Origin of the sequence: Bradyrhizobium sp. (assembly GCF_035570375.1) — a bacterium.
Lineage (GTDB): Bacteria > Pseudomonadota > Alphaproteobacteria > Rhizobiales > Xanthobacteraceae > Bradyrhizobium.
Genome location: NZ_DATMLW010000131.1, coordinates 45,904 through 67,129 on the forward strand (window position 1 = coordinate 45,904; position 21,226 = coordinate 67,129).

The 21,226-nt window shown below is 62.7% G+C and carries 19 protein-coding genes; 14 read left to right on the forward strand and 5 right to left on the reverse strand.

Going from position 1 to position 21,226, the window contains the following annotated elements; translation table 11 throughout:
- The first annotated feature begins 4 nt into the window (after positions 1–4).
- Positions 5–859: a TIGR01459 family HAD-type hydrolase gene (locus VNX23_RS14070; RefSeq protein WP_325630923.1), complete on the forward strand. Its 855-nt coding sequence runs from the start codon at positions 5–7 to the stop codon at positions 857–859.
- A 150-nt stretch (positions 860–1,009) separates the two neighbouring features.
- Here VNX23_RS14070 and VNX23_RS14075 read toward each other — a convergent pair whose 3' ends face one another.
- A complete protein-coding gene (locus VNX23_RS14075; protein ID WP_325630924.1) occupies positions 1,010–1,405 on the reverse strand; it encodes a response regulator in 396 nt (131 codons plus the stop codon).
- 218 nt (positions 1,406–1,623) lie between these two features.
- Here VNX23_RS14075 and VNX23_RS14080 point away from each other — a divergent pair, with 218 nt between their 5' ends.
- The 11 genes from VNX23_RS14080 (at position 1,624) to VNX23_RS14130 (ending at position 14,041) form a co-directional block, all read left to right on the forward strand.
- Positions 1,624–2,595 carry a bifunctional riboflavin kinase/FAD synthetase gene (locus VNX23_RS14080; RefSeq protein ID WP_325630926.1) on the forward strand — a complete coding sequence of 324 codons (972 nt, stop codon included), beginning with the start codon at positions 1,624–1,626 and terminating at the stop codon, positions 2,593–2,595.
- A gap of 196 nt (positions 2,596–2,791) precedes the next feature.
- Positions 2,792–5,911 carry an isoleucine--tRNA ligase gene (gene ileS / locus VNX23_RS14085; RefSeq protein WP_325630928.1) on the forward strand — a complete coding sequence of 1,040 codons (3,120 nt, stop codon included), beginning with the start codon at positions 2,792–2,794 and terminating at the stop codon, positions 5,909–5,911.
- Positions 5,884–6,405 (forward strand): signal peptidase II, encoded by a 522-nt coding sequence (lspA, locus tag VNX23_RS14090; RefSeq protein ID WP_325630929.1) that lies wholly within the window; start codon positions 5,884–5,886, stop codon positions 6,403–6,405. The genes ileS and lspA overlap by 28 nt, the downstream gene beginning before the upstream one ends.
- 253 nt (positions 6,406–6,658) lie before the next feature.
- Positions 6,659–7,483 carry a hypothetical protein gene (locus VNX23_RS14095; RefSeq protein WP_325630931.1) on the forward strand — a complete coding sequence of 275 codons (825 nt, stop codon included), beginning with the start codon at positions 6,659–6,661 and terminating at the stop codon, positions 7,481–7,483.
- A 104-nt stretch (positions 7,484–7,587) separates the two neighbouring features.
- Positions 7,588–8,976, forward strand: a complete 1,389-nt coding sequence (locus VNX23_RS14100) for a pitrilysin family protein (protein WP_325630933.1) — start codon at positions 7,588–7,590, stop codon at positions 8,974–8,976.
- A gap of 17 nt (positions 8,977–8,993) precedes the next feature.
- The gene (locus VNX23_RS14105; protein WP_325631021.1) at positions 8,994–10,346 is read left to right on the forward strand and encodes a pitrilysin family protein; all 1,353 of its coding nucleotides are present in this window, start codon (positions 8,994–8,996) and stop codon (positions 10,344–10,346) included.
- Positions 10,347–10,461: 115 nt separating this feature from the next.
- The gene (arfB, locus tag VNX23_RS14110) at positions 10,462–10,881 is read left to right on the forward strand and encodes an alternative ribosome rescue aminoacyl-tRNA hydrolase ArfB (protein WP_325630935.1); all 420 of its coding nucleotides are present in this window, start codon (positions 10,462–10,464) and stop codon (positions 10,879–10,881) included.
- Positions 10,882–11,130: 249 nt separating this feature from the next.
- Complete coding sequence (locus VNX23_RS14115) at positions 11,131–11,451, forward strand: c-type cytochrome (protein ID WP_325631023.1); 321 nt, start codon at positions 11,131–11,133, stop codon at positions 11,449–11,451.
- Entirely contained in the window at positions 11,452–11,847 is a 396-nt protein-coding gene (locus VNX23_RS14120; RefSeq protein WP_325630937.1) for a VOC family protein, read from the forward strand.
- A 40-nt stretch (positions 11,848–11,887) separates the two neighbouring features.
- The gene (locus VNX23_RS14125) at positions 11,888–12,436 is read left to right on the forward strand and encodes a gluconate 2-dehydrogenase subunit 3 family protein (RefSeq protein WP_325630939.1); all 549 of its coding nucleotides are present in this window, start codon (positions 11,888–11,890) and stop codon (positions 12,434–12,436) included.
- A 33-nt stretch (positions 12,437–12,469) separates the two neighbouring features.
- Positions 12,470–14,041 (forward strand): GMC family oxidoreductase, encoded by a 1,572-nt coding sequence (locus VNX23_RS14130; RefSeq protein WP_325630941.1) that lies wholly within the window; start codon positions 12,470–12,472, stop codon positions 14,039–14,041.
- A 233-nt stretch (positions 14,042–14,274) separates the two neighbouring features.
- Here VNX23_RS14130 and VNX23_RS14135 read toward each other — a convergent pair whose 3' ends face one another.
- Entirely contained in the window at positions 14,275–14,592 is a 318-nt protein-coding gene (locus VNX23_RS14135) for a ribbon-helix-helix domain-containing protein (RefSeq protein WP_325630943.1), read from the reverse strand.
- A gap of 234 nt (positions 14,593–14,826) precedes the next feature.
- On the opposite strand from VNX23_RS14135, the gene mutL reads away from it, so the two are divergent.
- A complete protein-coding gene (gene mutL / locus VNX23_RS14140) occupies positions 14,827–16,641 on the forward strand; it encodes a DNA mismatch repair endonuclease MutL (protein WP_325630945.1) in 1,815 nt (604 codons plus the stop codon).
- A 125-nt stretch (positions 16,642–16,766) separates the two neighbouring features.
- Here the strand turns inward: mutL and rsmD are convergent, their stop codons facing one another.
- A complete protein-coding gene (rsmD, locus tag VNX23_RS14145) occupies positions 16,767–17,321 on the reverse strand; it encodes a 16S rRNA (guanine(966)-N(2))-methyltransferase RsmD (RefSeq protein ID WP_325630947.1) in 555 nt (184 codons plus the stop codon).
- A 189-nt stretch (positions 17,322–17,510) separates the two neighbouring features.
- Positions 17,511–19,337 carry a pseudouridine synthase gene (locus VNX23_RS14150; RefSeq protein WP_325630949.1) on the reverse strand — a complete coding sequence of 609 codons (1,827 nt, stop codon included), beginning with the start codon at positions 19,335–19,337 and terminating at the stop codon, positions 17,511–17,513.
- Positions 19,338–19,674: 337 nt separating this feature from the next.
- On the opposite strand from VNX23_RS14150, the gene VNX23_RS14155 reads away from it, so the two are divergent.
- Positions 19,675–20,121, forward strand: coding sequence for a nucleoside deaminase (locus tag VNX23_RS14155; RefSeq protein WP_325630950.1), 447 nt, complete (start codon positions 19,675–19,677; stop codon positions 20,119–20,121).
- A 187-nt stretch (positions 20,122–20,308) separates the two neighbouring features.
- On the opposite strand, the gene VNX23_RS14160 is transcribed toward VNX23_RS14155, so the two are convergent.
- Positions 20,309–21,211, reverse strand: coding sequence for an alpha/beta hydrolase (locus tag VNX23_RS14160; protein ID WP_325630952.1), 903 nt, complete (start codon positions 21,209–21,211; stop codon positions 20,309–20,311).
- Positions 21,212–21,226 lie beyond the last annotated feature (15 nt).

Sequence of the window (21,226 nt, forward strand, 5' to 3'; positions counted from 1 at the left end):
CGACATGACGGCGCTTAGATTTGCCGAAAGGCTGCGCGACGTCGTTGGCGGCGCAGAGGTCCTGCTCAGCGACATCTGGGGCGTGGTTCACAACGGCCTCGCCGCATTCCCGGATGCCTGCCAGGCCCTTCACAGCTTTCGCCAGCAAGGCGGCACCGTAATCCTCATCACCAACGCGCCGCGACCTGCGGATTCGGTGCAGCGGCAATTGCGCAAGCTCAAGGTTGCGGACGAGATCTATGACGCGATCGTCAGTTCGGGCGATCTCACCCGGCATTTCGTCGCCGACCATCCCGGTCAGAAGATGTTCTGGATCGGACCGGAGCGCGACAGTTCGATCTATCGTGGGCTCGATCCGGTTCTCGCACCGCTGGAACAGGCCGATTACATCGTCTGCACCGGCCTGTTCGACGATGAAACGGAATCGGCGGAAAATTACCGCGCGATGTTGCTGCAGGCGCGCGAGCGCAGGCTGACCCTGATCTGCGCCAATCCCGACATCGTGGTCGAGCGCGGCGACCGGCTGATCTATTGCGCGGGCGCGGTCGCAGAACTCTATCTCGAACTCGGCGGTGAAGTGATTTTCTACGGCAAGCCGCACCGGCCGATCTATGAGCGCGCCATCGCGATGGCCGCCGAACGTCGCGGCCGTGCGGTCGAGCTCAAGGACGTCCTTGCGATCGGAGATTCGGTGCGGACTGATCTGGCCGGCGCGCAAAGCTTCGGGATCGATTGCCTGTTCATCACTCGCGGCATCCATTCCGAGGAATTCGAAGGGATCGACCAGCTGGACCCCGCTTCCGTCAGGGAATTGTTCGGCCATCCGCCGCGCGCGCTGATGCGGGAATTGCGGTGGTAGCACCGCCGTTTCCCGGATGCTGCGTAAGCCGCGGCGCTGTTGGCGGCGTGGCGCGCTGCTGATCCGGGATCCATATTTTTTTGGCAGGCAGGTTTCGGCTCGGCGATGCAGCGTTACGCGCTGCACCGCGTCCGGGACAGAGCCGAGGTCCTAAGCGTTCGCCAGATCCGGGAACACGGCTTCGATCTTGGTCTTCAGCGTCGCGGCATTGAAGGGCTTGACGATGTAGTTGTTTACCCCGGCCTTCTTGGCGGCGATGACGTTCTCGGTCTTGGACTCCGCCGTAATCATGATGAACGGGGTGGTGGCGAGATTGGGGTCGGCCCGGACTTCCCTGAGCAGGTCGTATCCGGTCATCGGTTCCATGTTCCAGTCGGAGATCACGAGCCCATATTTCTTGCTGCGCATCTTGTTCAGCGCCTGCGATCCGTCGCTGGCGTCATCGATATTCTCGAAGCCAAGCTGCTTGAGGAGATTTCTGATGATACGAATCATGGTGTTGTAGTCATCGACCACCAGAACCGACATCGACAAGTCAACCGCCATATTCAATTCCCCTGCGCAACCGCAACAATCGTAAGAGTTCTGCCGCGACTTAGAGTCGCTTCGCCGACCGCTGCAAGGACTACCATCAGCCGTTAAACAGCCCGTTAACCTGCTACCGTCCCGAAATGGGGCTAATGGCGATGAAGGCTCCGGCTTGACTTCATCAGTTTCCCCAAGTCACGGTCCCGCGCCTGACGACAGAATCGAAGATTCCCAAGATGGCGGCTGACTTTACGGTGATAGGCGATTCCACCCCCGCGGCGGCGATCCCGAAGGGAATGGTGGTCGCGATGGGCAATTTCGACGGCGTCCATCTCGGTCATCGCGCGGTGATCGACGCGGCGCTTCGAATGGGACGGGCGCATGGCAAGCCGGCCATGGCGGTGACATTCGAACCGCACCCCCGCAGCTATTTCAGCCCGAACACCCCGCAATTCCGGCTGACCGACGAGACCGCGAAGCTGCGGCTGCTGGCGGGAACCGGGCTCGCCGGCGCCGTCGTAATGAGCTTCGACAAGCGCCGCGCCGAGACCACGGCGCCAGATTTCATTCACCATGATCTCATCGAGCGGCTCGGGATCAGCGGCATTGCCGTCGGCTACGATTTTCATTTCGGCAAGGGCCGGGTCGGCTCGCCGAGTCTGTTGGTATCGGAAGCGCCACGTCTTGGCATCGAGGTGGACGTGCAGGCGCATGTCGATATCGCCGAACGGCCGGTCTCCTCGAGCGCGATCCGCATGGCGCTCACGGAGGGACAAATCGAGGAAGCCACCGCCATGCTGGGCGGCCCCTGGTTCGTCACCGGTCAGGTGATCCATGGCGACAAGCGTGGCCGCGACCTCGGTTATCCCACCGCCAATATCCGCCTCGACAAGAATTGCGGCCTGAAGCACGGCATCTACGCGGTGCGGGTCGGACTCGGCGGACGGCGCTTTGACGGGGTGGCAAGTTTTGGCCGCCGCCCGACCTTCGACAATGGCGCCCCGCTCCTGGAAATATTCCTGTTCGATTTCGATGGCGATCTCTATGGAGCCACCCTCGATGTTGCCTTCATCGCTTTCATTCGCGACGAATTGAAGTTCGACAGCATCGAGACGCTGATCCGCCAGATGGACGACGACAGCGCCCGCGCCCGCGCATGCCTCGCCGCGGCGCCGGGAGCATTTCCGGAGCTCGGCACCGTCACCTGACCACCTCCCAGCCCACCGGCGAGGGCTTTGCGATTCCTGCGCCCGGCTGCTATGGAAACCCCTATGTTTGCGCAGCGCACCACAGGGATTAGCGGCCCGGCTTCCGCCTGAGCTTCGGCTCGGCGCAAGACCGGGGATTTCGTTCACCCGCGAAGCGAATCGCGTCTTTCCGCTTGAGCCCGATTTCAGAGCCCTGATGTCCGAAAAGCCACAGAAGTCCGAAGCCAAAGACTATTCCAAAACCCTGTTCCTGCCGCAGACGGAATTCCCGATGCGGGCCGGCCTGCCCCAGCGCGAGCCTGAGATCCTCAAGGTCTGGTATGGAATCGGCCTCTACGAGAGGCTGCGCAAATCGTCCGCCGGGCGGACCAAATTCGTGCTGCATGACGGCCCGCCCTATGCCAACGGCAACATCCATATCGGGCACGCGCTCAACAAGATCCTCAAGGACGTCGTGACCAAGAGCCAGCAGATGCTCGGCTTTGACTCCAACTACGTGCCCGGCTGGGACTGTCACGGCCTGCCGATCGAATGGAAGATCGAGGAAGAGAACTATCGCTCCAAGGGCAAGGCCAAACCCGACTTCCGCGATTCGGCGGCGATGGTTGCCTTCCGGAAAGAGTGCCGTGCCTATGCCACGCACTGGCTCAACGTTCAGCGCGAGGAGTTCAAGCGGCTTGGCATCATCGGCGACTGGGACCACCCCTACGCGACGATGGACTATTTCGCCGAGGCGCAGATTGCCCGCGAGTTGATGAAGTTCGCCGCCAACGGCACGCTCTACCGCGGCTCCAAGCCCGTGATGTGGAGCGTGGTGGAAAAGACCGCGTTGGCCGAAGCCGAGGTGGAGTACGAGGATTACACCTCTGATCAGGTCTGGGTGAAATTCCCGGTCACCTCTCCCGCGCATGGCGTGCTCGCCGGCGCCAGTATCGTGATCTGGACCACCACGCCCTGGACGCTGCCCGGCAACCGCGCCATCAGCTTTTCGCCGAAAATCGCCTACGGACTTTACAGGGTCACTGACGCACCCTCCGACAATTGGGCGAGGGCCGGTGATCTTGTGATCCTTGCCGACGCGCTTGCGGAAAGCGTGTTCAAGCAGGCGCGCGTCACGGCCTACGAGAAGGTCCGCAACGTGCCCGGCGAAACCCTCGACGCGGTCGAATGCGCCCACCCGCTGAAGAGCCTTGACGGCGGTTACGCCTTCAAGGTGCCGCTGCTCGCAGGCGAACACGTCACCGAGGATACCGGCACCGGCTTCGTACATACTGCTCCCGGCCACGGCCGCGAAGACTTCGACGTCTGGACCGCGAATGCCCGCGAGCTGGAAGCGCGCGGCATCAACACGACCATCCCCTACACTGTCGACGAAAACGGCGCCTTCACCGACCATGCGCCTGGCTTCACCGGGAAACGCGTGATCAACGACAAGGGCGAGAAGGGCGATGCCAATGAGGCTGTCATCAAGGCCCTGATCGACGCCGGCATGCTGCTTGCGCGCTCACGATTGAAGCATCAATACCCGCATTCGTGGCGCTCGAAGAAGCCGGTGATCTTCCGCAACACGCCGCAATGGTTCATCGCGATGGATAAACCTTTCTCCTTACCTCTCCCCGCTGGGGAGAGGTCGGCCGCGAAACGGACGGGTGAGGGGGAGGGGTCAGGTGGTGGAGCCCCCTCACCCGATGTTCTCGCTGCCGCTCAAACGTCGACCTCTCCCCGGCGGGGAGAGGTGAAGGAAGTCGGTGACACCTTGCGCGATCGCGCGCTGCACGCGATCTCTGTCACCGAGTGGGTGCCGCCCGCGGGCCAAAATCGCATCACCGGCATGATCGCAAGCCGGCCCGACTGGGTGATCTCGCGCCAGCGCGCCTGGGGCGTGCCGATCGCGGTCTTCATCCGCGAAAAGCCTGATGGCTCGGCTGAAATCCTGCAGGACGAGGCCGTGAACAAGCGCATCACGGACGCGTTCGAGCGGGAAGGCGCGGACGCCTGGTACATGGAAGGCGCCCGCGAGCGCTTCCTCGGACCGCTGGCCAACGAGGAATGGAAGAGGATCGACGACATCTGCGACGTCTGGTTCGATTCCGGCTCGACCCACGCTTTCGTGCTGGAAGACCCCGTGCACTTTCCGGGTCTTGCCGGCATCAGGCGCAAGGTCGATGGCGGCGCCGACACCGTGATGTATCTGGAGGGTTCGGACCAGCACCGTGGCTGGTTTCACTCCTCGCTGCTCGAGAGCTGCGGCACGCGCGGGCGCGCGCCTTATGACGTCGTGCTGACGCACGGCTTCACGCTCGACGAGAACGGCCGCAAAATGTCGAAGTCGCTCGGCAATACCGTCGAGCCGCAAAAGGTGATCGCGCAATCGGGCGCCGATATCTTGCGGCTGTGGGTCGCTTCTACCGACTATGCCGACGACCAGCGCATCGGCCCGGAGATCCTGAAAAACAACGTCGAAACCTACCGCAAGCTGCGCAACACGATCCGCTGGATGCTCGGCACGCTGCATCATTTCAAGCCGGGCGATGACGTCGAAGCCGCCGATATGCCCGAACTCGAGCGGTTGATGCTGCACCGGTTGAGCGAGATCGACGCGGTCGTGCGCGAGGCCTACGCAAACTTCGATTACAAGACGGTGGTCGCCTCGCTCACGCATTTCATGAACACCGATTTGTCGGCGTTCTACTTCGACATCCGCAAGGACGTTCTGTATTGCGATCCGCCGTCGTCGACGACCCGCAAGGCGGCGCTCACGACTGTCGATATTCTTTGCGACGCGATCTTGAGGTGGCTCGCGCCCATCATCAGCTTTACCGCCGACGAAGCCTGGTTCATGTACCGGCCGCACGGACCGCCGTCCGTGCATTTGCTCACCTTCCCGGATGGTCTTGCTGACTTTCGCGATGAGGCGCTGGCGGCGAAATGGGAGACGATCCGCGCCGTGCGCCGCGTCGTCACCGGGGCGCTGGAAATCGAGCGCGCGGCCAAGCGCATCGGCTCTTCGCTCGAAGCCTCGCCTTTGGTCTACATTTCGGACCAGGCGATTTTCGACACGCTGTTCGACATCGATCTGGCCGAAGTTTGCATCACCTCGAACGCGATGGTGACCAATGAGGACTCGCCCGCCGACGCGTTCCGGTTGAGCGACGTGCCGAATGTCGCGGTCGTGGTCGAAAAGGCAGCGGGCAGCAAATGCGCCCGCTCCTGGAAGATTCTGCCGACGGTGGGTGAAGATCGCGAATACCCCGACGTTTCGCCGCGCGACGCCCAGGCTTTGCGCGAATGGAAGGCCCCGGGAGTGGCGATTTGAGCAGCCAACTACGCGCAGGTGTGATCGCGGCCGTTGCCGTGCTCGCGCTCGACCAGGCCTCGAAACTCTGGTTGCTCCGCGTGTTCGACATCGGCCGTCGCGGCGCGGTCAAGCTCGCGCCGTTCTTGGATCTGGTGCTGGCGTGGAATCCCGGGATCAGTTTCGGCTGGTTCCAGAGCGACAGTCCGGCGGCCCAGATCGCCCTGATGCTGATCAAGGCGGCTGCGGTATTGATATTGGCGATCTGGATGGCAAGGTCGCGCAACCTGATCGCAACGATTGCGCTTGGCCTTATCATCGGCGGGGCGATCGGCAATGCCATCGACCGCTTCGCCTACGGCGCGGTGGTCGATTTTGCCCTGTTTCACGTTCAGATTGGCGAAAAAACCTTCAATTGGTACGTGTTTAACTTTGCCGACGTGGCGATTGTTGCCGGGGTTGCGGCCCTGTTGTATGATTCCTTCTTGGGGGCACCCGCCGCAAAAGCGCCCTGATCCCGGCAGATACGAACCCAGCAAGTTAAAGGCTTGAGGGTGTGCTGGATTGTACGCTTGACAGGCGGGGCCGCGGGGAAATTTTGGACAGGAAAAACGCGATGCGCCGGACCGAGGCTAGTGCCGCCGATTTGAAGTTCCTGCGTCGCGGGCGGCAGACTCCGTCCAGGAACTTCAAATGGGAAATCGGCACTGGAATCGTAGCTTTGCTAGTGCCCATAACTTTTCGAAGTTCGTAAAAGGGGACGCTGCGATGGAGTACGAACTTCGAAAAGTGGGCACTAGCGGTTGGATCGTGCGGAATTCGTCGAATGTGGCGACGCCTGTGCTGCGGCTCGCCGTCATCGCGTTGGGGATGGCCCTCGCCGTGTCCGCAGGCAGCGCGCGCGCCGAAGAGGACAACAGAACCTTCGGCGAAAAATTCATGGACGGCTTCTACAACACGGTCCGCGGCACCAATATGGACAACCGCGGCATCGATTACCGCGAGCGGTCTCCGCTGGTGGTGCCTCCGAAGCTCGATCTGCCGCCGCCGACTGCCGCAGCCCAGAACACCCAGATTGCGAACTGGCCCAAGGACCCGGACGAGAGGCAGCGCAAGGCCGTCATCGAGGCCAAGAAGAAGAATGCGCCGCCCCCGGCCCGCGTCCAGGCTGCGGCGAATCAAACGGCAGCCGCTGGCCCGGCTCGCCCGGTCAACATCGCCCCTCCGCCTGACGAGCCTCCTGCTCCTGGCACCACTCGTCCAGCTTACGCGAACGATAGCAACGGAACGGCCCGGACCGACCCGGTCTACGACCAGCCGGGTGACCTCTTTACGGGCGGGCTGAGCAAATCGCTGGGCCTCGGCGACAGTCTCGACATCGGCAATCTGTTCGGCACCAAGAAAACCGAGCTTGCGGTGCAGCCTGGAAGTGAGCCGACCCGGGAGGCTCTGACCCAACCACCGGCGGGGTATCAGACGCCGTCCCCGAACTATCCCTACGCCCCCGAATCGAAGGGACTGCTGGGCGGGGAATCCAATCCTGACCGTAACCCGCTCGCCCAACGGTCGAGCGCAACCAGCATGGCAAAATAGAGTCATCTGCTGACGACCGGCTTGCTGACGCTGATCGCCTGCCGTGCGTGGCGCGGCATTGTGACATTTTCCCCGAAACCTTCGGGCATCCATCAAAGGCTATAATGTCGTTACACGCCTGCAGGGTTTCTATCTTCGCCGCCTTACTTTCGGGTGCGGTGCTCTCATCAGCGAACGCTTTCGCCGAAACGACAGTGACCTCCGTGCCGCCGGCCACGTTCACGCTTGGCAATGGCCTGCAGGTGGTGGTGATCCCGGATCATCGCACCCCCGTCGTCACGCAAATGATCTGGTACAAGGTCGGCTCGGCCGACGAGACGCCCGGCAAATCCGGGCTGGCGCATTTTCTTGAGCATCTGATGTTCAAGGGAACGAGCAAACATCCTGCAGGCGAATTTTCCCAGACCGTGCTCAGGGTCGGCGGCAACGAGAACGCCTTCACCTCCACCGACTACACCGGATATTTTCAGCGCGTGCCGAGCGAAGAACTCGGCAGGATGATGGAATTTGAGGCCGATCGCATGACCGGCCTCGTCCTCAAGGATGAAAACGTGCTGCCCGAGCGCGATGTCGTGCTCGAAGAATTCAACATGCGGGTGGCCAACAATCCGGAAGCGCGGCTGACCGAACAGATCATGGCTGCGCTCTATCTCAATCACCCCTATGGACGCCCGGTGATCGGCTGGCGCCAGGAAATCGAACAACTCGATCGCGAAGACGCGCTGGCCTTCTACAGGCGCTTCTATGCCCCCAACAACGCCACGCTGGTGATCGCCGGAGACGTCGAGGCGAACGATATTCGCCCGATGGTCGAACGAGCGTTCGGCGCCGTCCCCGCGCGACCGGCCATACCGGTGCAGCGCGTTCGTCCCCAGGAGCCCGAGCCGGCTGCGGCCCGGACCGTGACGCTATCCGACCCGCGCGTCGAGCAACCCGGTCTGCGGCGCTATTATCTGGTGCCTTCGGCCGCCACGGCAGCCGCCGGAGAAAGCGCCGCACTCGACGTGCTCGCGCAATTGATGGGCGGCGGCAGCAACTCCTATCTTTATCGCAGGCTGGTGATCGACCGGCCGCTCGCAGTCACCACCAGCGCGAGCTATCAGGGGACCTCGCTCGACGCGACGCAGTTCGCGATCTCGGCTTCGCCAAGGCCCGGCGTTGAATTTTCGCAACTCGAGCAGGTGATCGACGAGGTGATCGCGGATATCGGGCAAAGCGCGATCCGCGCCGAAGATCTCGAGCGGGTCAAAACCCAGCTTATCGCCGAAGCCATTTATGCGCAGGATAACCAGGCCACGCTCGCCCGCTGGTATGGCGGCGCGCTGACCACCGGGCTCAGCATCGAAGACATCAGAAGCTGGCCCGATCGCATCCGCGCCGTCACCGCCGATCAGGTCCGGCAGGCCGCGCAGAAATGGCTCGACAAGAAACGCTCGGTGACCGGGTATCTCATCAAGGATGCCACGCCCAAACACGAGGAGAAGCGGTCGTGATGAAGCCTGAACCCGGGATGCGGCAGATCGGATTGCTCGTTGCCGCATGCCTGGCGATGACCGTCTGGACCTCGGCGCCCGCGCGTGCAGCGGCAAAAATCCAGCACCTGATTTCGCCCGGCGGCATCGAGGCCTGGTTCGTGCAGGACGCGACCGTGCCGATCGTGGCGATGGAATTTGCCATGAGCGGCGGCGCGGCGCAGGACCCCGATGGCAAGTCGGGCGTCGCCAACATGGTCGCCGACCTCATCGACGAAGGTTCCGGCGATCTGGATTCCAGGACGTTTCACGAGCGGCTCGAGCGCCGTGCCATCGAGTTGAACTTCAGCGTGTCGCGGGATTTCTTCCGAGGCAGTCTGCGCATGCTCAGGGACGACAAGGATGAAGCCTTCGATCTGCTTCGGATGTCGCTCTCCTCGCCGCATTTCGACGGCGCCGACGTCGAACGCATCCGCACCCAGGTCCTTTCGGGATTGAAGCGCGAAACCTCAAATCCCTCGGCGCTCGCCAGCCGGAAGTTCCTCGAGCTCGCCTACGGCGACCACCCCTATGGCCGGCCGACCAACGGCAACCTGCAAAGCGTTCCGCGCATCACGGTCGCCGACTTGAAGGACTACGTCGGACGCGTCCTGACCAGGGAGAGATTGAAGATTGCCGTGGTCGGCGATATCGACGCTGCTTCCCTCGGCAGGTTGCTGGACCAGACGTTCGGCGGCTTGCCGGCCCGATCGAGCCTTGCCCCGGTGCCCGATATCGACGCAGCGCAGCCGCCGCAACGCGCGTTCATTCCGCTCGACGTGCCGCAAACCGTCGTGACCTTTGGCGGTCCCGGCATCAAGCGCAGCGATCCCGATTTCATGCCCGCCTTTGTCGTCAACCACATTCTCGGCGGCGGATCGCTGTCCTCGCGTCTCTACCGCGAGGTCCGCGAGAAGCGCGGGCTTGCCTATTCGGTCTATGAGTCGCTGTTGTGGATGGATCACTCCGCGATGTTCGTCGGGAATACTGGAACCCGCGCCGATCGCGCCGGCGAGACCGTCGACGCCGTCACCAGCGAGGTCCGCCGCATCGCCGAGGAAGGTCCGACAAAGCAGGAATTGGACGAGGCCAAATCCTATCTCAAGGGCTCGCGGATGCTCTCGCTCGATACGTCTGCGAAGCTTGCGGGGGCATTGCTGCAGTACCAGCTCGATCACCTGCCGATCGACTACATCGAGCGGCGCAATGCGCTCGTCGATGCGGTCACCCTCGAGGACGCGAAACGGGCCGCCCAACGGCTGTGGGGACATGGCCTTCTCACCGTGGTGGTCGGCCGCGCCTCGCAGACGGCAACCGAGCCCGCCATCGTGACCCCCGCCAAGGCGAACTGATTTCCAAGGTGCGGAGTGGTAATAAGGGGCGGGCCGCGAGGCAAACCGTCCCCAAAGACGCTATGTTGCCGGCGCCCAACTCCGTTACAGGATTTCTTTTCGGCCCGGTGATGCCATGCTGCGGATTGCCCGCGATCTCACAATTGATGAGAACGATCTCGAGATCTCGTTCGTGCGCGCCTCAGGACCGGGCGGCCAGAATGTCAACAAGCTCTCCACCGCCGCGCAGTTGCGCTTGGACACGCGCCGGATAAGCCTGCCCGCCGACGCGCAGGCGCGGCTTAGCCGGCTTGCCGGCCAGCGCATTACCAAGGACGGCGTGATCGTGATTCACGCGCAACGCTTCCGCACCCAGGAGCGCAACCGCACGGACGCGATCGATCGCCTCGTCGGATTGTTGCGCGAGGCCATGACGCCGCCGGTTCCGCGGCGGCCGACGAAGCCGACGTTCGGATCGAAGCAGCGCCGGCTGGAAGGCAAGAAGCGCCGCAGCGACGTCAAGGCCAAGCGCCGGCCAGGCGGTTTCGAAGATTGATTCCCGCCTGTCTCCGACGCGACCCGCCATGAACTCGCTCGCCTGTAAGCTGCCCCGATCAAATACGGCGGCTTTTTGTTCTCACACAAAACAGCCCGCTACTACCACGGCCGCTCTGCCGCGACCTAAAGTCGTTGCACTCTGACGGTGATGTCGATGACAGGGATGCGTGCGACACGGTCACTTCGGCTGCGAATCGGGCTCGGGTTTTGTTGCGCGCTGCTGAACGCGCAGATTGCGGCGGCGCAAATGCCGCTCCCGGCGCCGAAGCCGCCTGATGGTGCGACGTTGTTCAAGCAACAATGCGCGACCTGTCATACCACCAATCTCGGCGATCCCGCTCGGCAAGGGCCGTCGCTGTTCAACATCATCGGCCGGCGCGCCGGGGCGGTTGATGGCTTCCACTACTCCGCCGGGTTCGCCAAGGCCGATTTCGCCTGGGACGACATCACGCTCGACACCTGGATCACCAATCCGCAGGAGATGATACCCGGCTCAATCATGGCCTACCGTCAGGCCAGGCCCGAGATCCGCGCCGCCATCATCGCTTATCTGAAGGAGCTGCACTGAATGGCAAAACCGGTCCATTCGATGATCCGCGTTTTCGACGAGGCGAAATCGGTCGACTATTACAAGCGCGCTTTCGGACTCCAGGTTGCCGATCATCTGAAATTCCCCGATTTCGCGCTGATCTACCTGCGCCATCCATCATCGCCCTTCGAGGTCGAGCTGACTGTCAATTTCGATCGCAGGGAGCCCTACGCGCTTGGCGACGGTTACGGCCATCTCGCCGTCGTCGTCGACGATGTCGATGCCGAACACGCCCGCTTCGAACGCGAAAAATTGTCGCCGGGACCTTTGCGCGACTTCAAGCATGACGGCAAGACGCTGGCGCGCTTCTTCTTCGCCACCGATCCGGACGGCTACAAGATCGAGGTGATTCAGAAAGGCGGCCGCTTTGGATAGCTCGCATCGCAGATAACAACACTTTCAACGGAGGAAACCCATGAGAGAAGTCGATCGTCGTCGCAAATATGATCGCCGCGTCTTCCTGCAAGGCGCGGCGACGACGGTGCCAGCCGTCGCAGTTGCAACCAGCACCGGTATTGGATTCACCGACGCCTGGGCGGATGACGCCGCCGCGTTGACGCCAGCGACCTTGAAGACGCTGGTGAAGATCGCGCGCGACATCTATCCGCACGATTTCCTCGCCGACAGTTACTACAGCATCGCGATCAAAGGATGGGACGCCAAGGCGGCGAAAGATCCGGCCGTGAAAGCGATGATCACGGACGGCGTGGCCCGGCTCGACCAGAATGCCCGCGAGCGCCACAAGGTATCCTATGCGGAGGTGGCCTGGGAGGCTGACCGCGTCGCGCTTCTGCAGGGCATCGAGCAGAGCGACTTCTTCCAGAAGGTCCGCGGCGACCTCATCGTTTCGCTCTACAACCAGAAAGAGGTTTGGCCGAAATTCGGCTACGAGGGCTCTTCCGCCGAGCATGGCGGCTACATCAACCGCGGCTTCGCCGATATCGACTGGCTCCCGAAGGCCTGAAGGCTTCGGCGAGAAAAAAGTCAGGAGGAAACAATGGCTGCAAAATTTGACCAGAACGACAGCGCTGTGGTCGTGATCATTGGCTCGGGCGCCGGCGGCGGAACGCTTGGTAACGAGCTTGCGCAGAAGGGCGTCAAGGTCGTGATTCTCGAGGCCGGTCCGCGCATCGAAAACCAGGACTTCGTAAACGACGAATGGGAAAGTTTCAGTCAGCTCGCCTGGTCCGACATGCGTACCACATCGGGCACCTGGCGCGTGGCCAAGGACTTTCCCAATCTTCCGGCCTGGATCGTAAAGGCGGTCGGCGGCTCGACCACACATTGGGCGGGAGCGTCGCTGCGCTTCGACGAGCACGAGTTCAAGGCGAAGACCACCTATGGCAACATTCCCGGCGCCAACCTGCAGGACTGGCCCATCACACTCGCCGAAATGGAGCCGTGGTACGCCAAGGCCGAAAACAAGATGGGCGTCACCCGCACCAACGGCATTCCGGGGTTACCCGGCAACAACAATTTCAAGGTTCTCGAGGCAGGTGCGAAAAAGCTCGGTTACAAGACGGTGCACACCGGCAACATGGCGATCAACAGCGAGCCGCGCGACGGCCGCGGTTCCTGCCTGCAGATCGGCTTCTGCTTCCAGGGCTGCAAATCCGGCGCCAAGTGGTCGACGCTTTACACTGAAATTCCCAAGGGCGAAGCGACCGGCAATCTCGAGGTCCGACCCAACAGCATGGCGATCAAGATCGAGCATGATGCTGCCGGCAAGGTGACGGGCGTAGTCTATGCGGACCAGTCCGGCGCGATGCAGCGCCAGAAGGCACGCGTGGTGGCAATCGCCGGGAACTCGATCGAGAGCCCGCGCCTGTTGCTCAACAGTGCTTCGACCATGTTCCCGGATGGCCTTGCCAACTCATCAGGCCAGGTCGGCCGCAACTACATGCGGCACATGACGGGCAGCGTGTATGCTGCGTTCGACAAATCGGTGCACATGTATCGCGGCACCACCATGGCCGGCATCATCCGTGATGAATCGAAGAACGATCCGAAACGCGGCTTCGTCGGCGGCTATGAGATGGAGACGCTGTCGATCGGCTTGCCCTTCATGGCCGCCTTCCTCAATCCCGGGGCATGGGGCCGCTCGTTCACGAGCGCCATGGAATCCTATCCGCGGATGGCCGGCATGTGGCTGGTCGGCGAGGACATGCCGCAGGAGACCAACCGCATCACCCTCGACCCGGTGGCCAGGGACAAGTTCGGCATGCCGGTCGCGAGCGTGCATTTCGACGACCATCCGAACGACGTCGCGATGCGCGCCCATGCCCACAAGCAAGGCGCGGCGGTCTACGAGGCGGTCGGCGCGACCGTGACTTACCCGACGCCGCCCTACCCGTCGACGCACAATCTCGGAACCAACCGGATGAGCGAGAAGGCGAAGGACGGCGTGGTGAACAAGTATGGCCAGACGCACGACATCAAGAACCTGTTCGTGTCCGACGGCAGTCAGTTCACCAGCGGCGCGGCCTGCAACCCGACGCTGACCATCGTGTCGCTCGCGGTCCGTCAGGCGGACTACATCGCAGGCGCGATGCAGAAGAAAGAGATCTGAGGAAACGACAAACGGCTCCGCGCGCCGGCGAGCGGAGCCGTTTTCCGGCTTAACGCCCTGGCAAACACGGTGTCCTGATTCCGAAGTTCGCATCATTTTGCGGCGACTTCGTTTGCGAACTTCGGATCGAAAGGAGACTAGCAACTCATTGATTCTATTGTGGCTTCGGTTCAGAAGTCCGCATAATGAACTCGCGACAACAATGATGCGGACTTCTGAACCGCCACACCAGGCTATTCGGCAGCGTCGAGCACGCGAGCGGATTTGGCAGCAAATTCCGGAACGAGGCAGACCTGCTTCGAGCGATAGATCAGGCAAGAGCAGCGCAACAGCGAAGCTAAATTCTTGACCTCGCCGTGATGATCCAGCACCTCGTTGTGCAGCGTGGTGAGAAATTTCGCCAGACTCATGCCTTCCTTCGCCGCGATCTCCTCCAGAGTGTCCCAGAACGACATTTCGAGCCTGATCGACGTGCAGTGTCCGTTGATCCGGAGCGATCGCGTCTGCGATTCATAGTCGCGTTGCGGCTGATGCGCGAACAGATGGCACATGGTTCTCTCCCGGCGGAACGTCGTTTTTTTAAAACGATATACCGGGCGGCGCGGCCTCACAATGCTGTTGAATATCAGGGCGCATGCTGTTGGCCGCAGGGGAAGGTCAATATACTCAATGCGATAATCAAGGCGGTTGCCCCTTGATGGCGGCTGCATTGGTTGCATGCATTTACCGCGTGCGGCGACTAGAATGCCGGGAACTGCCCCGAGTCGCGTCTCAAACCCAGCCCTATGCCCGTTCGTCAACTCCCCGAACAGATCGTCAACCGCATCGCCGCCGGCGAAGTGGTCGAACGCCCTGCCAGCGTGGTCAAGGAACTGGTCGAGAATGCGATCGACGCCGGCGCCGGCCGGATCGACATCTTCACCGATGGCGGCGGGCGGCGACGGATCGGCATCACCGACGACGGCAGCGGCATGAACCATGCCGATCTGTCGCTTGCGGTCGACCGCCATGCCACCTCGAAACTCGACGACGAGGACCTCCTCAGAATCCGCACGCTCGGCTTTCGCGGCGAGGCACTGCCCTCGATCGGAGCTGTGGCAAAACTCAACATCATCACGCGCCATGCCAGCGAGCCGCATGCCTGGTCGCTGACAGTCGAAGGCGGGACGAAATCCTCCATCGTGCCGGCGGCGCTGTCTGGAGGAACCCGGGTCGAGGTCAGCGATCTCTTCTATGCGACGCCGGCGCGGCTGAAATTCCTCAAGACCGACCGCACCGAGGCCGAAGCGATCCGCGAGGTCGTGCGGCGGCTGGCGATGGCGCGGCCCGACGTTGCATTCACCCTTGCCGGTGAGGAACGCGCGCCGGTGACCTGGGTGGCGGCCCTGCCCGGCACTGCTGGCCGGCTGACACGGCTTGGCGACATTCTGGGCGCGGATTTTCGTGGTCAGGCGATCGAGGTTGGCGCCGCGCGCGACGGCGTCGTGGTCGAAGGATTTGCCGCAGCGCCCTCGCTGACGCGGGCCAATGCGCTCGGGCAATATCTGTTCGTCAACGGACGGCCGGTGCGCGACAAGCTGATCCTGGGCGCGGTGCGCGCGGCCTATTCCGATTATTTGCCCCGCGACCGCCACCCGCTCGTTGCGCTGTTCGTAACCCTCGATCCCGAAGGCGTCGACGCCAATGTGCATCCGGCCAAGACCGAGGTTCGCTTCCGCAATGCCGGCCTCGTCCGCGCGCTGATAGTGCATGCGCTGAAGGAGGGATTATCGCGCGAAGGAAAGCGCACGGCGGCCAACAGCGATGGCACGGCGATATCGGCGTTCCGTCCCTCGTTTGCGCCACGCCCGACCAATTGGGACTGGCGGCGCTCGCCTTCCCGTCCCGCTGCCGGGAGGCTGCCGTCTTTCGAGCGCGCGGCGGTGGCTGCTATTTCCGAGCCGGGGCAGGCTGCGTTCGACGTCGGCGCGCCGACGGCGGACGTTCGCTTTGAGGATCAGCCGGCCTTTGACCTGCTCGACCGCCCGCTGGGAGCGGCGCGCACGCAGATCCACGAGACCTACATCGTATCGCAAACCCGCGACGGCCTCATTGTCGTGGATCAGCACGCTGCCCACGAGCGCATCGTCTATGAAAGGCTGAAGGCGTCCCTTGCACGAGATGGCGTGCAACGTCAGATCCTGCTGATCCCGGAAATCGTGGAACTGGACGAAGCCACCGTCGAACGGCTGCTTGCGCGCGCCGGCGAGCTTGCTTCGTTTGGTCTCGCCATCGAGTCCTTCGGACCCGGCGCAATCGCGGTGCGCGAGACGCCGTCGCTGCTCGGCAAGGCCAACGCCGGCGCGCTGTTGCGCGATCTCGCCGAGCACATGGCGGAATGGGATGAGACGTTGCCGCTGGAGCGCCGCCTGATGCATGTCGCGGCCACCATGGCCTGCCACGGCTCAGTGCGCGCCGGCCGCCGTCTCAAGCCCGAGGAAATGAACGCGCTGTTGCGCGAGATGGAGGACACGCCGAATTCCGGTCAATGCAATCACGGCCGTCCGACTTATGTGGAACTGAAGCTCGCCGACATCGAAAAGCTGTTCGGACGAAGGTGACCGCTCCCTAGCCGTCATTCCGGGGCGCGACGAAGTCGCGAACCCGGAATCCATTTCTCTCCACGTTACAGCGGCGCTATGGATTCCGGGCCCGCTCGTTTCACTCGCGCCCCGGAATGACGAGATCATTCAGCGCGCAGAATCACAAATTCCGTATCATCATAGGCCCGCCGTTCCAGTTCCTCAAAACCTTCCGGCGCCTTGAAGGCCGCGGCTTTCGCTTCTTCGATGACCAACAGCGCGCCGGGCGTCAGCCAGCTGCCATCGCGCAACGAGACGAGCGCCTTGTCCGCCAGACCCTTGGCGTAGGGCGGATCGAGAAACACCAGCGAAAACGGCTCGACCGGATGCGCTTGCCCGAGATGGGTGGCGTCGCGGCGATAGATCTTGGTAGCGCCGCCAAGGCCGAGCGCCTCGACATTGTTGCGCATCAAGGCCCTCGCCTCGGCGCCATTGTCGACGAACAGCGCGAATTTGGCGCCGCGCGAGACCGCCTCGATGCCGAGCGCGCCGGTGCCTGCGAACAGGTCGAGCACGCGCGCATCGGCAATCGGATTGTCGTAGGCGTGGATCAGGATGTTGAACAGCGACTCGCGCAGGCGATCCGCCGTCGGACGAATGTCGCGCGAGGCAGGCGAGGCGAGATTGCGGCCTTTCAATCTTCCGCCGACGATGCGCATTAGAGGGCTCTGAACTCCCCTCCCCCTTGCAAGGAGGGGTTGGGGGTGGGGGTGCCACGAACAAAGAATCCCCGTTGGATACCCCCCTCCCTGACCCTCCCCGGCAAGGGGGGAGGGAACAGTGAGACCGTTGACGAAGCAGCGAGACAAGCAGCCGATGAAACTCCAGAACTCATAAGGCGAGCCACCCTACTCGTCCCGCGGCTTGAAATCGCGCTTGCCGTGATAACCGCGTTTGGGACGCCGTGGCGGGCCATAGCCATTGGCTTCGGCTTCGTTGTGCGCCCGCCCCTCCTCGCTGCCGCTACGCTGCACCAGCACGCGGCGGCCCTTGCGATCCTCGATCAGGCCGCTCTTGCCCGCCGGCTTGAATGGTTTCTTGCTGCGCGATGCGGCGGCCTCCTCATGCGCGGAATCTGCCGCCGTCTGATGATGGATCGGCCGGTCGAAGTCTGCTCCTGCCAGAGTTGCGATCTTTTCGCCGAGTTGCTCGCGCAGCACCCGCGTCTTGACCTCCTCCACCTCGCCTTCGCCCAGTTCGGCAAGCTGGAACGGACCGTAGGAGATCCGGATCAACCGGTTCACTTCGAGACCGAGATGCGCCATCACGTTGCGCACCTCGCGGTTCTTGCCCTCGCGTATCGCAAACACCAGCCAGACGTTGGCGCCGGAATCCCGCTCCAGCGTCGCCTCAGCAGGGCCATATTTGACGCCGTCGATTTCGACGCCCTGCTTCAACTCGTCGAGTTGCGCTTGCGTCACCTCGCCATGGGCGCGGACGCGATAGCGCCGCAACCAGCCGGTCTCGGGCAATTCGAGCGCGCGCGCCAACCCGCCATCGTTGGTCAGGAGCAAAAGACCTTCGGTGTTGAAATCGAGCCGACCGACGCTGATCAGGCGCGGCAGGCCTTCGGGCAGATTGTCAAACACGGTCGGCCGCCCTTCGGGATCGGCATGGGTCGTCATCAGCCCGCGCGGCTTGTGATAGAGGAACAGGCGGGTGCGCTCGCGTGGCGGCAACGGCTTTCCGTCGACCGTGATGACGTCGTTTGCGGTGACATCGAGTGCGGGCGAATTGATCAGACGGCCGTTGACCGTGACGCGCCCCTGCACGACCCACTCTTCGGCGTCGCGGCGCGAAGCAAGTCCCGCCCGCGCCAGGACCTTGGCGATGCGTTCGCCGGTTTTTCGCGCTTGCGGAGGACGAGCCGGGCGTCGCTCCTCGAAATTGCGTTCACGATAAGCCCCGCGGCCGCCGAACGGCGGACGCTTTGCGAACGTTCTGCCCTTGTCCTCGTTGCCGCGGCGCGGCCTCTTCGCATCGCGGGTGAACGATCGTTCTTCGCTGCGCGGATGCTCGTGCCAGTCGGCGCGACGCTCGGAACGCTCACGTGAGCGATCAAATCGCTGACGCTCAGGAGGCGAAGCATCGCGAAATGGACGGTCTTCGCGCCCTCGCGAAGATCGCGGCCGCTCATCACCACCGTGCGCTTCGCGTGGTCTGTCGTGGCGGGACTTGCCGAATCCTCTCGGCTTGTCGAGACCTCGCCGCTGATCACGATCACGATGCTCGCGCTTTTGCCATGGCTTTTCCTCACCGCGATCCGGCCAATCGCCATTGACGCGCTCTCTTCGCGCCCGGGCAGCAAACGGCCGATCGCGCCCGGGCCGATCGCTCTCTTTTCGAGACCCTTCGCCGTGCGGTCGATATGCCCGCTTGTCAGCGAATTTCCGGCCCTCAAAGCGCGCCGCCGGGCGTGCCTCGTCCGCTTCCCCACGGCGACGGCGGTTGTCGCTCGCGAAGCGCGGACGGCGATCTTCACGATGGTCGCCGTCCGCCTTGTCAAATGCGGAATAAGGCTTTCGGGGGCGGGATTTTTCGCCGCCGCCCTTGGCAAACCCCCGCTTTTCGAATTTCTTCTCTCCTCCCCTGCGGTCGCCGAAGCGGCCTTTGCCGCCGCCGGGACGGTTCGGCCTTCCGCGGGAATCATTGTGTTTGTCGCGATCGCGGGGCATGAACGGGCTCACTTCGGGTACAGGGCAAACGGCGCGTGGATTTGGCCTTCGCCGGTTAGAATCAGGCTAGCGTGGCGGTTCAGAAGTCCGCATCATTGTTACTGCGAGTTCGTCATGCGGACTTCTGAACCAAAGCCACACTGGAAACAATGACTTGCTAGTGTCCTTTCGCTTCCGAAGTTCGCAAACCTGGTCGCCGCAAAATGATGCGAACTTCGGAATCAGGACACTAGTCGCGCGCTCTTCTAAAAAGCATCGAGGCGCATTCTCTCGCAAAACGGTATCCACTTTTGCTGAAGGCGCCTCTCATAGCAGGTTTATTTCGATGATACGAGGTATGACCGCGCCCTCTTTCATGGATTTGGCGCTGAAAGCCGCCGAAAATGCCGGAAACTCCGGCGAGGTCCCGATTGGTTGCGTGATTGTGCGAGACTACGAGGTGATCGCGACTGCCAGCAACCAGACCTTGACCGACCGCGATCCGACCGCGCACGCGGAAATCTTGGCAATCCGACAGGCGGCCGAAATCATCGGAACAGAGCGGCTGGTCGATTGCGACCTCTACGTCACGCTGGAGCCATGTACGATGTGCGCGGGCGCGATCTCGCTGGCGCGGATCAGGCGGCTTTATTACGGCGCGGCCGATCCCAAAGGAGGCGCGGTGGAATCCGGCGTGAGGTTCTTTGCATCCCCGACCTGCCATCACGTCCCGGAAATCTATTCGGCCGTCGGCGAGCGAGAGGCTGCGGCGCTGCTGCGGGAATTTTTCAAGGTGCGAAGGTGAGCTTGATCTCCACCTCTCCCGCTTGCGGGGGAGGTCGACGCGCTCGGCGCCGCAATTTGCGCGCCAGAGCGCGGCGGGTGGGGGAAATCTGTCTGATCGCGCAGCGCGTTTTTTCCGAGAACACCCCCACCCCAACCCTCCCCCGCTAGCGGGAGAGGGGCGCACTTCCCTAGCAGTGACAAAGGCACTACGTCCTAAAAAACTGCCGCAGCGCTTTGGCGGTCGCGTCCGGATTCTCTTCGGTGAGGAAATGGCCGGAATCGATCGGCGCGCCGGAAACATCGGTTGCCCAGTTCCTCCAGGTTTCGAGCGGCGTCGCCGCGGCGCGCGCAATCCCGGCATCGCCCCACAATGCGAGCATCGGGATCGTGATCTTCTTGCCGGCGTCGCGGTCGGACTTGTCGATATCGAAATCGGCATAGGCGCCGGCCCGGTAGTCCTCGCACATCGCATGCACGCGCGAAGGATCGCGGAAGGGTGCCAGATAATGTTCGAGCGCGCGCGGATCGATCCCGTGAAGATCTTTCGACTTGGTCTGGCTTGCCATCTTGTACTTGAGGAAAAAATCCGGATTGCCACCGATCAGGGTTTCCGGCAGCGGGAAAGGCTGCGCCAGGAAGGTCCAGTGGTAGATTTTCAGCGCGTAGAGCCGGTCCATGCGCGCCCAATACTCGTAGGTCGGCAGGATATCAAGCACCGCAAGCCGCGATAGCCGGCCGGGATGATCGAGCGCCAGACGATAGGCGACGCGGCCGCCGCGATCGTGCCCGGCAAGAGCAAAATGCACGTGTCCGAGTTGCTCCATCGCCTCGACGATGGTCCGCGCCATCGCGCGTTTGGTATAGGGCGCGTGATCCTTGTCGCTTTCCGGCATATCCGACCAGCCGTAGCCAGGCAGGTCCGCGATCACGAGTCTGAACTCGTCGGCCAGTTGCGGCGCCACGCGATGCCACATCACATGGGTTTCGGAAAAGCCATGCAGCAGGAGAAGCGGCGGCCCCTTGCCCCCGACGCGGGCAAAGATGCGCCCGGCCCTGGTGTTGATCCATTCGGAAGAAAAACCCGGAAACAGATCGGCGAGATCGGACATCGCACTTACTCCACG

Bases quoted from the DNA above. Each gene is read 5' to 3' on its own strand.
- VNX23_RS14155 (WP_325630950.1), top strand. From the start codon at position 19,675: ATGACCGCGCCCTCTTTCATGGATTTGGCGCTGAAAGCCGCCGAAAAT.
- VNX23_RS14105 (WP_325631021.1), top strand. From the start codon at position 8,994: ATGCGGCAGATCGGATTGCTCGTTGCCGCATGCCTGGCGATGACCGTC.
- VNX23_RS14135 (WP_325630943.1), bottom strand. From the start codon at position 14,592: ATGTGCCATCTGTTCGCGCATCAGCCGCAACGCGACTATGAATCGCAG.
- VNX23_RS14125 (WP_325630939.1), top strand. From the start codon at position 11,888: ATGAGAGAAGTCGATCGTCGTCGCAAATATGATCGCCGCGTCTTCCTG.
- VNX23_RS14130 (WP_325630941.1), top strand. From the start codon at position 12,470: ATGGCTGCAAAATTTGACCAGAACGACAGCGCTGTGGTCGTGATCATT.
- VNX23_RS14115 (WP_325631023.1), top strand. From the start codon at position 11,131: ATGCCGCTCCCGGCGCCGAAGCCGCCTGATGGTGCGACGTTGTTCAAG.
- VNX23_RS14095 (WP_325630931.1), top strand. From the start codon at position 6,659: ATGGAGTACGAACTTCGAAAAGTGGGCACTAGCGGTTGGATCGTGCGG.
- ileS (WP_325630928.1), top strand. From the start codon at position 2,792: ATGTCCGAAAAGCCACAGAAGTCCGAAGCCAAAGACTATTCCAAAACC.
- VNX23_RS14160 (WP_325630952.1), bottom strand. From the start codon at position 21,211: ATGTCCGATCTCGCCGATCTGTTTCCGGGTTTTTCTTCCGAATGGATC.
- rsmD (WP_325630947.1), bottom strand. From the start codon at position 17,321: ATGCGCATCGTCGGCGGAAGATTGAAAGGCCGCAATCTCGCCTCGCCT.
- VNX23_RS14120 (WP_325630937.1), top strand. From the start codon at position 11,452: ATGGCAAAACCGGTCCATTCGATGATCCGCGTTTTCGACGAGGCGAAA.
- VNX23_RS14150 (WP_325630949.1), bottom strand. From the start codon at position 19,337: ATGCCCCGCGATCGCGACAAACACAATGATTCCCGCGGAAGGCCGAAC.
- VNX23_RS14100 (WP_325630933.1), top strand. From the start codon at position 7,588: ATGTCGTTACACGCCTGCAGGGTTTCTATCTTCGCCGCCTTACTTTCG.
- VNX23_RS14075 (WP_325630924.1), bottom strand. From the start codon at position 1,405: ATGGCGGTTGACTTGTCGATGTCGGTTCTGGTGGTCGATGACTACAAC.
- lspA (WP_325630929.1), top strand. From the start codon at position 5,884: ATGGAAGGCCCCGGGAGTGGCGATTTGAGCAGCCAACTACGCGCAGGT.
- arfB (WP_325630935.1), top strand. From the start codon at position 10,462: ATGCTGCGGATTGCCCGCGATCTCACAATTGATGAGAACGATCTCGAG.
- mutL (WP_325630945.1), top strand. From the start codon at position 14,827: ATGCCCGTTCGTCAACTCCCCGAACAGATCGTCAACCGCATCGCCGCC.
- VNX23_RS14080 (WP_325630926.1), top strand. From the start codon at position 1,624: ATGGCGGCTGACTTTACGGTGATAGGCGATTCCACCCCCGCGGCGGCG.
- VNX23_RS14070 (WP_325630923.1), top strand. From the start codon at position 5: ATGACGGCGCTTAGATTTGCCGAAAGGCTGCGCGACGTCGTTGGCGGC.